We start from the raw sequence: 14,136 nt of genomic DNA, 5'->3' as shown, positions 1-14,136 counted from the left end.
AGTCATCCGGTGGCTCTCCAGGGATCTCCAAGCATTGGGACTGCAGCGGAGTAGCGTCTCGGTGTTCTCCGCCGTTCAGGCTGGGCGATTCCCTGGCTTTGGTCGGCTGCCCGCCGACACACTCTCCGGGAAAATCAGTCTCGCGGTCGGACCCATGTTTGAGGGGGCACACCTGGCCTGAGTGGTTTGGTGTGGCCACCCTCATTCCGTATTCGCAGTAGAGATCTCTCTGGCTCTGTAGATGCACCTGATGGGAAGAACTCTCGCAGGTAAGAGGATGTTATAGAACGGTTCACAAGGGGTTATTTTCATAAAAATACTGGCTGAATACGCTGATAAGTAGAGCGTGCATAGATACCGCTATGAGTCCTACCAGATGTTGTGTTGGTTTTTCACTGATCGGCCCACAAACTATTTGCACGATTGCAAATGAAAAATGATAATCATATGGGCGAAACCACAGAACTTGAGGTCTATTACATCCCGGGAGCCGAAAACAGGTATGAACACGATAGGGATCTCATCATACTTGATTCAAAATTAAAGGAAGACTATCCTCAGGCCCATGACTACATTCTTGAACACGAACGTCAGCATCATGATGAGACAGTGTTCGGATTTTTAATCCATGAATTTCGGTCGGATTTTCGCATCCATTTTTCCACCGATCCAACTATGAGAGAGGTTCGCAAATACATCAGCTCAACTTCCGCTTCGAGTGGCATGCGTTTTTACGAAAAGGTTGGGCGCAGTGTTGTGAAATTTGCCCGGTGGATTTGGTTCTTTTTGATGCTCGTTCCCGGTTTCATTTATCGGAGATGGGCGGCGTGAGCCGAACAATTGTTACCGAATCTGTTTTCTTCGTTAGCTTCTCCAGTAACAGCTACGTGACGGCAATGATTGATATCGTAAGTCGTCGCAGTCGCAACAAAAGTACCCTTGCCTGACCGATACAGCCACTGTGCTGAACGAATCCGGGGAGCAAATGACGGGCATGTGAATCGTTGTACGACACCCCCCAAGACAGCTACCTATGACATTTTTATTGAGGTATGCATTATGTGTTACCAATTATATGCCGAAGCGCAGTTCTAATCAAGAACTCGACGAAGTTGGGGAAGCGCAACTCGTCACTCAACTCCGTCCATATCCAGTCGAAGGGTACGAGAAAGATTACGGACTCGACTTCATTGTCAATCTCACGGATGACGACACTGACGATTCGGACCAGCAGAATATTGAGAGCGACCATTTCTTCATCCAACTCAAATCGACCGCAAAATTTGATGCCGACATGGAGGCTGTGTACGAGGATATTGAAATTGAACACCTCAAGCAATATATGGGGCAACCTATCCCGGTAGTACTCGCCATTTACGATGACAACTCTGGAGAGATCTACTGGCGCATCATTCAAGAATACGTCTGGGATCATCTCAGCAATAAGAAACCTGACTGGCGGAGTCAGGAAACTCATCGGATTAGAATTCCGCGTTCACGCCCCATCACAGACCACAATCGGCTCGAAAACGCAGTCAACCGGACGCAAAATAGGATCGACCGACGCCGACAGCGCGCACTGAATATTGGGGAGGGAGTTGCGTTCACACCCGACGACTTTTCTGAACTTGAACACCACGCTGAACAGGAACGCCTCAGTTACCGTGGCCATAAACTTCTCATCGCACAGCAATACCTGAAACGTGGCGAGAAAGACGAGGCCAAAGAATCTATTGACGAAATTTTGAATGCTGATTACGATGATGAAGCGACTGTCAAAGCTCTCTTTGCGCAAATCTATATGCGTAACCCAGCTGAAGGGGAAGAAGCTGTAGAGATTGCGGAATTCGCACAGGAAGCCCGGGAACTCGCTGCTGACCTCGATATGGAGGTCGATCAACGACTCGCGCACATCTTCCAGCAAGTAGCCGGATTGTTTATCTTCGCTGAGAAACGCGAAGAAATGCTCGTAACTGACCGTATTCAGTCGCTCGACGAATTTGACGTGCCAGAATACGAGTACCTTCGGAATGAGCTTTCTACGGAACTGTTCCTTGACGAACTCGCTACAGTAAACGCACTCAACGAGGAACTTGCAGCCCTCCTTGAAAACGAGCAGTATTACGCCTATGCAGTAGCACTACCCGAAATAATTGATTACCTGATGAAACGACGAAGTATTCAACTCCTTTCTGAGAAGGGTCCAGAGTCTGTCCGTACTTCTACTGCTAATGAGGGCTCCGCAAAGGATGAATCAAGTAGTGAAGATGAAGATGGAGTGGAAATATCTGGGGATACTCATCCGTTAGTCGCACAGGCTGAACAACTCGCGGACTTCGTTACCGAACCAGAACTTGAAGCCAATCTCCGGAAAAGCGTAGGAATGTACCACTACTATGACCGCGACCCGGACACCGCATCTGAATATCTCACCGACGCCCGCGATCTCGCGGTCGAAAGCGGAGATACCGCTCTTGAAGAAGCCCTGAATAACCAACTCGACCGCATTGAAGATATCTCTGATCCATACGATTCTGCGCAATATAATGACGAAGAAGAACGAGATCCACAGGAAGCGGCGAAAACGATCCTTGAAATGCAAGGAATCGAGATTGATCTTGACAATCCTCCGGACCCGTATGAAGCAGATCCTATGGTGAGGATGGGATACCATGCTGTCCGTGATGCTGACCCAGAACCACAGTACCGCCACTGTGAACACCTTCATCTAGCATACTCGCCAAGCTATGCAGGCAAAGTTCTGGGAATGGTTTCGTTCGGATCGAAATATCTCTGGTGTCAACACGGCGGATTCATGCACGGAACAAGTCTTACAGACATGTTTGGCCAGTATAAGCAGGACTATTGTGACGGCTGCGAGCATCACTGTCCACATCCCGATGATTGGGAGCTTACGGATGAATATGCAGAGGAACAAGTGAACGACCCAGACTTTCAAGCTGTAATCAACCAGTTCGAATCCTCACTTTCAGGTAACATCCCCGAGAGCCCCGACTAGTTACGGTTTAGTGCTAATTCGTACTAGTCAACTTCAGGAAGATAGCCTATTTTACTCACCTTTGCAATCTTCTGTCCTGTGGACAGAAAGATGGCCGGTGCAAATATACATCCAGTACTGAGCGATTCAGGATGCCAAAAGATGGGTGCGCGAACTGGTCTCTGACACCCTAAGGTAAAACAAGGGCTTCCCCGGTCCTCAATCAAGCAGACTCCTACGCTACGATTGAATTAGTAGTTCGAATTGTAGCGTAGGATTTCAAACGCCGGGGAAATCAGATGTCCTCAGAGGTTTCGAAAATATGCATCACGATTCTCATGTATCTGAAAGAGACTGGCGTGAGCCAATGCGCCGAGTCGGTGACGGCGATACTGACCGACGTCCGCAGAGCGACTGATGTTTGATTTCGCTCGGGTCGGCTGTGGCTCAGATTGAGTCGATCGGGTCGTCTATCGGTTTGCTTCCACAGCGAGGGTGAGGAGACGACACGTTGTTGGAGCTGACAGCGGACAGTGCTGAGGTGTAACGGGAAAGACCCTCGCTGCTCAACTCGTGATGGCATCGATGAGCTGAGGGATGCAGAGGATTCCCGCCACCTCACCTCCTTTGGGGGAACAAACTCACTTTTCAAAGAGTTCCCAGATGAGGTGCAAGAGTGCCGAGACTGACTGAACTGCCCTATCTCAGCTACACGCAGATGGGGGTTCCACTCTCGGAAACCGGCCGAGCTGGAGCGAAGCGACGGCGAGGCCGGCACTGCGGGACGAGAGGAGAGAGAACCATCGAAGCTGGAACCGGCTTACTGAGCAGCTACCTCAGGACCCTCTGCCGGGACGTGGTCCTCAGGGACGAGATCTATCGCTGCCTCGTCGAGAGCCTTCTCGATGGCCGAGATATCTCCGCCGTAGAGAGATGCAGCGGCCTCGCCACCATCAGCCTCGCCGGCTTCGAGCGCGCCCAGACGGTCCTGTGAGTGAGTGATGGTTTCGGCGACCCACGAATTGCGAACTTCGCCGTCCACGACCGAGATGTGCTCGGGTTGGACAGAGACGTTGACGCCGTAGTCGGTCTCGTAGCTGTGGATCTTCCCGACTACAGCGACGTAGCAGGGCGTCTCTGCGCTTCGAAGAACGTTCATCGCGTCCGACTGGTACTCGCCAGCGTAGACGTTGATGGCCTCGGACGCGGCCATCACGCGGCCTCGCCAGTACTCCGAATCGTCTCCCACGTTCGCCGTCTCGTAGAGCGCACCGACCACGAGGACACGGTTGGCCGCCTCTCCCGACGGCAGCAGGTGGAAGTTAGGCGCCCGCTCATCGTCGGCGTCTTCCTCGCGAGTGAACGAGTGAGTGGCACCGTTGAGCTCCTGTGCGAACACACGCTTGGCGGGTTGCCGCTGGGTCCGCGCTGCGTCCAGAGCCGATGCTTCCAGGCCTGGGTTGTCCTCCGAGTAGGTCGTTGAGACGACCGTATCGACGAGGAAGTAATCGCCGACCACGGGACCACGAACTTCGAACGTCCGTCCGACGAGCTGTTCACGGAATGCGGTGAGGACGACGCTTGCATCGAGGGCTTCGGAGGCCATCTGCGTGGCGTCCTCGAGACTCGTTCCGGTAACGCGCTCGGTCATCTCGGCGTTGAACAGGGCGCGGATCGACGACTGTCCGTCATCGAGAACGGCCTTCAGCCGAAGGTCGAACTCACCGTCGACTTCACCGTGTTCGGAGCAACGGCCGTTCTTCACGACGCGGGTACAGTCCTCGTGCGGGCAGCGCTTGATCAGGCCCGATCCGTCCTCGAGGGCGACGACCGCCCCACTCGCTTGAACCGTTCCATCGGCAGGTTCCACCGGGCTGTCCGCTTCAGAGACCTCGCTGGCCTTGTTGAGGGAGATCGAGTACTTCCCCTCGTACTCGTTCGTGATGACTGAGGCGAAGTCGTAGGTAACGCCCTCTTCCAGAACCGGCAGAGACTCGGTGTTTTTCGCCCACTTCACGAACTTCATCTGGGCGCTCTCGTCGGCGATGAGGCCGACCTGGGCCATCGAGTCGTGCTTGACCTCCCAGAGGTCGACGACCTGTGCTCGGACGTCCACCCACGCCTCGTCGCCGACGTCCTCGATGTCCCCGAGTAGCGTCCGGTCGAACCCCTGGGATCCACCGCTCCCGGAGAATCCGACGAGGTCGTTCACCGCCTCCGGCAGCTCGCTGTTGTCGAGGTCGTGCTCGTCGATGATCTGGCGGACGACTGTTGCCTGCGCGTCGCCCTCGGGGACCTTGAACTCCATGAGGGCCTCCATCTTCTCTTCGATACTGCTCGACGGGACCGCTACGCCCATCTCGCCGAACTCGCCGCTGATGTTTTCCGCACGCTGCGCCACGCTGATGTTGGTAGTCTTGCTCATTGCTGAACTCTCTGAGGGATGTGAGGTACAATTCGGACGGAAACACGAGAACGACAGTAGCTCAATCACTACCATCTCTCGCGCCTCGCCCCGCTCGCAACTCCCTCACCCACTTGGGGGGCCAATACACGGGAGAGGCGAGCCGGGACATCCGTGAGAGTGACTGACAGGACATCCCGTATCGACGCGGGACTCTGAAGTCCTGCCTCGGCACTCTATTCAGGACCGTCCAGAAAACACTGGAATACTCGGAAGAAACACGAGCGACATCGTGCTTCTCGAATTTCGACCTTGGAACCGAGTTACGATGAATCGAACTCACCGGACTCGGCACAGATCGTACAGATGATGTCGAACGGTGGGAGTCCCGTCAGACCGGCCGAGTCTTCGAGGATCTCGGTCGCCACGAGACCTGTCGTCTCGCAGCCCGGCGAATCACACGAGGTCGACGAGTAGTGAGCCCTGGCGGACACCTCTCCGTGCGGATCGTGATCGGGCTTTTTGAACATCGGTTCGTCGCCAGTTTTGAACGAGGCGACGTACGGGGGACGCTCTTCGATATTGCGACCGTCAGTGAGGCCGATCTGGTGCTGCTGTTCGATGCTCTGCTCGCTGGGGTGGATGTCATTCATCTCTGAACCCTCACCCCATTCGGGGGCCAATACCTGGAAGCTCCGAACTGGTCAACCGAATAGTCGCGAGATGGTCTCTCGAACACCGCCGCGCTTCTCGCGTTCGTTCGCCTGGATACGCTCGTTCGTTTCTTCGTATTCCTGAAGCACGGCATCGAGGCCGGTCAGAGTCTCCTTCGCCGTCGCTGTATCCTTGCGTCGGACCATCGGCCGGAGAATCTGCTTGAGGTGCTTTACCGGGTCGTCGTGGAGCCGCTGATCCTCACGCGTGAGTAACCCTGCACGCCGTAATTGCGTCCGGTACCGGTTACGCTCACCCATCAGCTCGTCAATGGCTCGTAGGTAGACCTCAGCGGTGAATTCGAAGCGCTCTCGCTCTGCTTCGAGCTCGTGGTAGTCTTCGAGACGCTGGGATTCACGTCTCAGTCGTCTGGCGAGGACACGATTATCCTCACGCGCCAGATCAAGCGCCTGTTCCGACGGCGACCGCCCGGCGCGAGGGACCGTCCAGTCGTTGGGGTGCTTTTCGCAATCACAGAGATCTGGATTGGTTCGCTCCCATTCACTCCCAGCTTTTGCGGCGGTTTCTTCCATCGCCCGCTGGGTGCTCTCGTTGAGCTCTCCATCAGTGTCGATGCCGCTGGGAGACGCCGGTTTCGTCGAGGCCGATCTCCCCCTAGCGTCATCGCTAGCCGGGGGTCGTTCCCCATCTACAATACCGTCCTGAGACGCTGCCGCTCTCTCAACGGCCGTTGATTCGTCACTCGGGGCTTTCCCTTTCTGATCCATCCCTTCGCCACCAGCGCAATCCTGCGCCCTCTGGGGAGTCGCTGAACTTCTTCCGCTCTTCCTCGACACGGGGTCCGATCCATTTCTCGTAGCAGAGTCACAGCTGTCGGCCTTTGGGACGTGGGCCGGGGACGTCGGCGTTCCTTCGAAGGGGGGCGGCGGGTCTTCACGATCGTCCCCCGCCGACGGGGTCCTCGCAGGCGAACCGCTCGTGTGGCTCCCACCGTTACGGGACGGGAGTTCGTAGTAGTCGCTGACCCGGAGCAATGCACGGGCTAGCGTGACTTCGCCGTAGGTCGCACCCGAGCCGTAGTGCTTGCGGTCCCACTTCTCACGGTACAGCCCGGATTCCCTGAAGAGTGAATCCATCTGAGACGGATCTTTCCCAGTCCAGAACGCGAGATTATGCGCGAGGGCCATATCAGCCTCGGACTGAGAGGGGTAATCCGCTTTCGGCGATCCCCACATCGACGCATCGCCCTCGTACAGGCGGCGCTTGCGATCCCCGCCCTTGGAGTCGAACATCCGTTTGCGGATTTCTTTATTCGAGAGGTCTACGCCTGGTCCGGCAAGGTCGTCGAACGTCTTGGGGAGCTCCCTGGGAAGATATTTAGCCGCTACTCGTTCGATCGCCTCACGAACTGCAGGTTCTTCGACGGATGAGAGGCCGTCAGGGTACCGTTCGCGAAGATCGGTCGAACTTTCTCGAACGGATGACTCGGTCTCTCGATGTCCCTCCTCCCCGCTTTTTGACGCATCAGTATCGGTCGAGGCGTCGAGACTCAGCTGGCCATCAGAATCCACCCCACCCTGGATATATTCGCGGTGGACCGCAGCTAGTTCCTCCTGACACTTCTGGATCTCAGTGGGAGTCCCGTCGACGTGTGCCCCGGTCACGGTGAAGTATCGATCGGTGTCGTACATTTCGACACGACCCTTTCGGTTGCCGCCCGGTGGCAGTTCACCACCGACCAGAATATGGACGCCAGTTCCTGAGGGGGAGACTTCCGTGTACGAGTCCAATCGCTCGACGATTTCGTCGGCCCACTCTTCGAGCGCTCCTGTATCAGGGTCACGACACTTATCCAGGTCTACGCCGGTAATACTGACGTCTTCGGTGAACACGAAGCCGAGTCCATCCGCATCTACTCGGGAGTCGTTCAGTGACTTCCAGGCCGTTTCGAAATCACGGCGCTGGCTCGGATCGGTGACGTCTAGATTCGGGCTTCCACTGGTTCGATACGGCTTTGTTGGAATCTTGGTAGGTTTTCCGTCTCGCTCGCCTTCGCGCCAGCAAATCCACTGCTCGATCGGCCGGAGTTCCGAAGGGATCGATTCTTCGATGACGTTGATTTTGACCATCAGATGAACCTCAGTTGGGGAGAGCGAACTGCCTCACTTGCCGGGGCAAGACAAACATCTCGACCCTCGAACCCGCGTCGAACACCGACGATGGAGCGCCGGCTTTCGGTCCGCGCAGACCGCGCAGACTGCCCCTTTCCAACACTATGTAAAGTCATTCGTGGAAGCCCTAACCGAGGCAGGAGATCCGTCGATAGACTCTCTAGGTGCCCTCTCGACGATGCGCAATACCTTGACGGCGCGGGTCGTTGCCTAGTGGACCGAGACAGGTCTATACGGTCGCTACACTGATTTGCGCGCTTTTCGAATAGCCTGACGGTTCGTCCGGATTTGCGCGTGGCAGACGCTCGCCGCTTGGGTAAAAATCCACGAGAAGGCCTATGGTGTGCCGAAAGGACTCCTAATCCGTTTTGACGGCTTTTCGAATAGCTTGACGCCTCCTCTATTCGTGAACCGAATCTGGACGGGAGAGGGCTCGTACTCCACGCGCACGGCGTTCGCAGGCAGTCCACGACTGAAGATGATCCACTATTCGAGATCATGGATCAATTTCCGCGCACTCATGAACTCCCATTCGCTGCCCGACCCCCAGAGTTCTGCGTTCAGGTCGTCGTAGGTTTTCCCCTCTCGTTTCGGCGGAATCGAGATAATCCGACCCTCGTTGGCGAGTGCTCGAGCTATCTCCCACGCTACTGAGATATGTGGCACGATCCAGACTTTTCTCTCGGCGTCGATTGCGTGGTAATCGTCGTAGTGTTTGACGATGAGGGAGGGGTGGACATTCGAAATTGCTTCGCCCAGGATGGCGGGTTGGTCTCCATCGTAGGCGACGACATCTGGCTTCGACGTACCCCCGTTGAGTGGCGTGTATTTCGTGACGAAATACTGATTGTTTGGGTCAGCGTCGATGGACCGGGCGAACGCTTCAACCATAACTTTGTGGAAGGTTTTTTCGTTCACGTCCCCCTGGTTCTCACCGGTCGCGATCATCGCTCCACACGCTCGCTGTCCCTCCCGAGTTACAGTATAGTAGGTGCGGCGGATCTCGTTGTGTTTCTCAAGATAGCCCAGCTCTTCTAACCCCTCGAGATCTATATCAGGGAACCGACTCTTGATATGAGTCATCGAGTCGAGCAGGTCGAACGAAGGATGCTGCCCGTTGACGGTCGTAACGACGGCACTGAGGAAGTGTCGCTCTTCAACTGTCAGATCCTCGTCGATGCCTGCTTCAGCCGTCTCATCACTTGCGGACGGCGACGACTGCTTCGACGTCTCGGGCCTGGTGGGCTCTGAATTGGTCTCCACTTCCTCGTGGTTGCGGACTGTCCTGTCTCCCCCTTCATGATGGTCCGTGTGCGCCGTACCGTCGATCTGCTCGGGAGCAGGACGGGAAACTTTCGTTCCAGTCCCCAGTTGAGTTCCTACCTCGTTGCCTACTGCCTCCGTCCTCGTACGCCGTGTAGTGGCTCCTTGCTGCTCTTGGTAGTACTGTTCTGGAGACCCCTCGGTGTTGCTTCCGGGGATCAGACAGTAGTCATCTCTGGCGACTCGAACCATCTCGGCCTCAATGTCGCTATAGAGGACGCCTTGTGGCGAAACGAAATTATCCATCACTGGGTCTTCAGAATCTGAGTGTCCCTCGGGAATGTCGACCGGGAGGAGAGTCACCAGTTCGGGGATATCCGTCATGAACCCAGTGTCGGGAAGCTGAGCGACCCACTCCCCACGCGGTAACGACGTTATCCGATCGACGAGTTCCTCATCTTCGAGTCCCTCGTGGAAGAGGGTCATGATGAGCTCGTCGTCGACGGCGAGTTTGCCGATGAGCTTCGTATTGATGTTCCGGAGGATCTCTTTGTAGCTGGATACGTCCAGGGCATCCGACTTCACTTGCTCGGCGAAGTGGATGATGACCTCAAGCGAGAGACCGAACTCACGGCCATCGGGAATCATATCGTCTCGGACGAGTTCGGACTGGAGTAACGGGGCGGCCTCGTCGATGATCAGATTGATCACGTAGTCCTCGCTGACGGTAGGCGTCTCACCGACACGGTGGCGGAGCTGCGCACCGCTCCATATGTAATCAAGGAGCATGAAGGTAAACAGGTTGCTCGATGCGGGTCGGAGGTCCCCGGTATCGATGATTACGACGGTCTTGGAATCGAGGATCTCCTGGATGTCGAACATCGGCGACTGTTCAGCATAGCAGCCCGCTTCATCGTCCCAGTCCGGGACGAAATTGAGGATCTTCCAGATAAATTCCCGTTCAGCCAGTTTCGTGATGCGGTTCAGCACGGCGTCCATCGACGTCTGGAACCGCTGCGGGTCTGCGTTCAGATGCCGTTCGAGCATCTTCTGGAGGGTCCTGTCAGACAGTTCATCCAGGAAGGGGACGTCGCCTCCCTGCATCCGTTTGGCGTCCTCGAAGAGATCCTCGATCTTCCAGGCGTCGTCGCCGACAGCCGGGTCGAACCTGGCTTTGATCAAACTGTTCAGGATCTCCTGGGCCACGAATGCCTGCTGAGTCAATTCGTCTCCGAGGACGTACACCAGCAGTTCGTTGTACCGGTCGACCTTCTCCTGGATGGCAACGCTCCTGCTGACACCCGCTGCCAACTGGGGTCGGATGTCGAAATACGGGAAGGCCAGGACTTCGTCTTCGGGCCCGGGAACTTTGATGTGGACGACGTTGTCGAGAGAGCCGAATTTCTTGAAGTGTGCCCGCTTGTATTCCTTGCTCATCGACCCGCCCTTCTTGTCGAAGATGAACGTCGGACCGTCGAACGCCTCGTGTGCACTGAGAGCGTCGTTTATCATGGCGGTAGTCTTCCCTCCACCAGTCGTCGCTGCTCTGAGAACGTGGTGCGTGAGTTGCTCGGCCGAGAGGCGAATCGGGATGTTGGGTCTGTTATCGACAGCGGTCTCCGCGTACCCAATCTGCATTCCCTGACTGTATTGGGAGAGGAGATCCTCGTCAGTGGCCGTGAGCGGTGATCGAGCATCGGGAGACCCGCCGGACGATCCACGACTCGCCCGAGGAAGCGCGTCGGTGTGTGGAACCACGACGAAGTTCGCGAGCTCGTCGGGTGACGTGCAAATGACCGGATCTCCCTTCTTGAAGCGCTCTGTGAGTCCGCTTCCATTCGGGAACCGCGAGTGGCAGAGCCGCGCAAACTCCTCGTCGTTTCGAAGGAGGATGTCCCCCTCGATACCATAGTACGGGCCGCTCAGGCTCGTGAATGCGTTCGAGATACTCTGGACTGTTTCTTCGTCACATGCAGCGCGAAGAGAGAGGTCAAAGGTCGTGGTGGGCTGCTTGTGGTCGATCTGGGTCATCCTCGACCCGGAGATCTTGTTGGACTCACTGTCGCTGACACTCCCTCCGACCTGTTCGGAGATGTCTCCACGATGGATGTTCCGACGTTCCTGCTCGCTCGTCCCGAAGGCCTGACGGGCTAGCTCGTTCTTGAACGCGGATAGCGTCCCGTGATTTCCCATCTTCAGGTTCCGTTTGTGGACCTCCGCTTCCTTCGTCCAGTCCTTCCGGGGTTTGAAGATGGCCTGGAAGACGAACGGGGAATCCGTGTGAACCGCCTGTTCGAGTAGTACACTCAACGGAGAGCGGTACTGTTCATCCCTGTCGACGGCAATATCGCTGAAGGGACGAAGCAGCGTCATCCAATCGTTGTTCTTCATCGAGATGCCCTTCCATCGGACGAGAGACGGCCGCTTCTCCGGTGTGACCTCCTCTGGACGAAGGGTCACGCCCTCCGTCTCGAGTTCGTTGCTGGCTTCTTCCGGGGTAGGTTCCGTCCCACTCCCGATGTCGTGGTCTTCGAACACCTCCGGATCTTCGAAGCCGTTGAGGTGTTCGAGGTCGGTGATGTCCTCTAGCGCAGCGATCCGCCGGCCCCCGACCCGGGCGTTCCCCGAATCCGATGAAAATGCCGCTACGGGGTTGAACGGGACAATTTCGAACTCGAACGACTCGGGATACATCGCTCTGATGTTCGCGGCGAGCGTCTTGAACGAAGTCGCGTCGTAAGGCGTTGCACTCAGATAGAAATCGAACCGCTTGGTATCTCTCGGCTTGTGAATGATGAACTCGAAGGTCTTGTCGTAGTCCTTCAACCCCAGCTGGCTCTTGAGGTTGAAACGGGACGTCTTGGTAACCCCCGCGCGGTACAAGCCGAATAGTCCGCTGATGACGTTCCCTGGGGTAGTCTGCTCGCGAGCTGGTGAGATTTGGATGTACGGTCTGGCTTCGATGGGATCTCCGAGTCGTTTCCCGGGGCCCGTTTCTGTCTCGGAGTCACGCCGGACTATCTGGTCGTTCCTGTCGTCGACGTCTTCCCGGTCGCCTGAGGATGGGGTGATGTCCTGTGATTCCGTAGTTCGCTCAATTGGGAGGTCGTCTTCGGTAACAGCGTCGACGCGTTCCGGATTCGGGATACCTTTCGATCCAGACCCGCTCTCTCCAGGCTCCTCGGTGAGCTTTTTAGCTCGCCGGATATCGACGTTCTTCCCGTCGAAGACACTGCCTCGAGGGACCTCCTCGTCAGTATCGGATTCGGTCATCCGATCGTCGTCCACACCGAAGTATGGGTCAGTCATCGCGATCGCTCCCAGAGGACCGTCGCCTCTATCCGATCGTGTGCCAAGAACGGCATCGGGCTGTCCTGCTGGGTAGTTCCTGAGTTTGAGGGACTCTGGTAGTGGATCATAGTATGTCGTTAGTGTATCAATCTGAGAGCAGTGGCTCTCGAAGGCTCGAAATCCGCTCACGAAAATCACGCCCAGCTTCGGTACCGGACGCAAGCGAGGTGGTGACCGACAACGTCTCGCTACCCGATCCGTGAGTCTGTATTCCCGTCATGCCGAGCAAGCCAACAAGGGCGAACCCTCGTCAGTACCGGCTGCCCTTCACGGAGGGGTACCGATCCATTCGAGCATCGCGACGAAGGCCGTGACGCCGAAGTAGAACACGGTCATCGCTCCGCCACCGATCAGGAGCTTCATCCCGTTCTCAGCCCGGTCGCTGTTCTTTCTGGCGGTGAACCAGATAACGGCTCCTCCTGCCAGCGCCACGAGACCCGCGTACTTCAGCACGAGGAGGACCACGTCGTAGAGGTTACTCATGATCCCCTCGAACTCTGCGGTACTGCCCTGGGCCGCGGCAGGGCCCGTGAACACTGTGAGTACGACGAGTACGGTGACGAGGGTCGCGCTGTTCTTGTTCAGGAGGTACTTCCGGAGGGTGTTACCTTGCATAGGTTTCTCCACTCCCGGGTACGTGTTGTCTGAGTATAAACAAAAGTAGATTTCAAGCCTTACAACTGTTTCAATCCGGGCGGTAAAGACGCTGAGTGTGTGGATTATCGGGGGTAATGGTTATATCAAAGTGGGTCGTATCTATCGTCGGACAATCGCATCCTCCAATGGTGCTGTCCAAAGGTGAGGGATTTGTCAGCCAACAAGCCCGGTAACTCCAAACCGGAAGACTGCGCTTCCGCTACGACGTACAAGAACGTCGCACTCCACGAATGTACCTACGCGCGATTGACCGCGTTCAAGAATCTCAATCCACTCGTCGACAAATCGTTCGATGCGGCGTTGAACGAGGTCCTCGACGCGATCGAGTTTCCGCAAGCCGACGAGATCGAGAACATGTATATGCCGAACGTCGAGTTCGGACAGAAGAACCTCGCTCCAGCTGAAGATTGAAGAGTAACTGGGTGTAAGGCCCAGTTCTAGTCTATAAAATCAGGGTGCCATAGAACGCTCACAAGGTGGTTGTTTTCAACAAGGTAAGGAATGATTCGACTGCTCAGTACGTCTGCGAACTGACCGCCGGGATTCCTACCAATTTCAGATGAAGTTCGTTGTTCCGAAGATGGAGGGCGCGAACGTACCAATGATAGTTTATCCAC

Annotated in this window: 7 protein-coding genes and 1 pseudogene; 4 read left to right on the top strand and 4 right to left on the bottom strand. The window is 56.1% G+C overall.

The window, feature by feature from the left end; all coding sequences use genetic code 11:
• The first annotated feature begins 447 nt into the window (after window positions 1-447).
• Both C475_RS23635 and C475_RS22730 read left to right on the top strand, forming a co-directional pair.
• Window positions 448-831 (top strand): hypothetical protein, encoded by a 384-nt coding sequence (locus tag C475_RS23635; RefSeq protein WP_152436594.1) that lies wholly within the window; start codon window positions 448-450, stop codon window positions 829-831.
• A gap of 244 nt (window positions 832-1,075) precedes the next feature.
• Complete coding sequence (locus tag C475_RS22730; RefSeq protein ID WP_161625244.1) at window positions 1,076-3,019, top strand: DUF4365 domain-containing protein; 1,944 nt, start codon at window positions 1,076-1,078, stop codon at window positions 3,017-3,019.
• A gap of 799 nt (window positions 3,020-3,818) precedes the next feature.
• Here C475_RS22730 and C475_RS21995 read toward each other — a convergent pair.
• Window positions 3,819-5,423: a hypothetical protein gene (locus C475_RS21995; protein WP_006886133.1), complete on the bottom strand. Its 1,605-nt coding sequence runs from the start codon at window positions 5,421-5,423 to the stop codon at window positions 3,819-3,821.
• Window positions 5,424-5,878: 455 nt separating this feature from the next.
• On the opposite strand from C475_RS21995, the gene C475_RS23630 reads away from it, so the two are divergent.
• The gene (locus C475_RS23630) at window positions 5,879-6,061 is read left to right on the top strand and encodes a hypothetical protein (protein WP_152436593.1); all 183 of its coding nucleotides are present in this window, start codon (window positions 5,879-5,881) and stop codon (window positions 6,059-6,061) included.
• A gap of 1,049 nt (window positions 6,062-7,110) precedes the next feature.
• On the opposite strand, the pseudogene C475_RS25475 reads toward C475_RS23630, so the two are convergent.
• The 3 genes and pseudogenes from C475_RS25475 to C475_RS21970 all read right to left on the bottom strand — a co-directional run.
• A pseudogene (locus C475_RS25475) lies at window positions 7,111-7,288 on the bottom strand (phage NrS-1 polymerase family protein); the annotation flags it as partial.
• 1,446 nt (window positions 7,289-8,734) lie between these two features.
• On the bottom strand, window positions 8,735-12,820 hold the full coding sequence (locus C475_RS21975; protein ID WP_006886130.1) for an ATP-binding protein: 4,086 nt from the start codon (window positions 12,818-12,820) through the stop codon (window positions 8,735-8,737).
• Window positions 12,821-13,129: 309 nt separating this feature from the next.
• Window positions 13,130-13,477 (bottom strand): hypothetical protein, encoded by a 348-nt coding sequence (locus tag C475_RS21970; protein ID WP_006886129.1) that lies wholly within the window; start codon window positions 13,475-13,477, stop codon window positions 13,130-13,132.
• Between the two features lie 192 nt (window positions 13,478-13,669).
• Between C475_RS21970 and C475_RS23620 the strand changes: the two genes are divergently transcribed.
• Entirely contained in the window at window positions 13,670-13,930 is a 261-nt protein-coding gene (locus C475_RS23620; protein ID WP_152436591.1) for a hypothetical protein, read from the top strand.
• The last annotated feature ends 206 nt before the right edge of the window (window positions 13,931-14,136 follow it).

It is taken from the genome of Halosimplex carlsbadense 2-9-1 (assembly GCF_000337455.1).
GTDB lineage: Archaea > Halobacteriota > Halobacteria > Halobacteriales > Haloarculaceae > Halosimplex > Halosimplex carlsbadense.
This window is presented reverse-complemented; position numbering and strand designations above follow the sequence as displayed.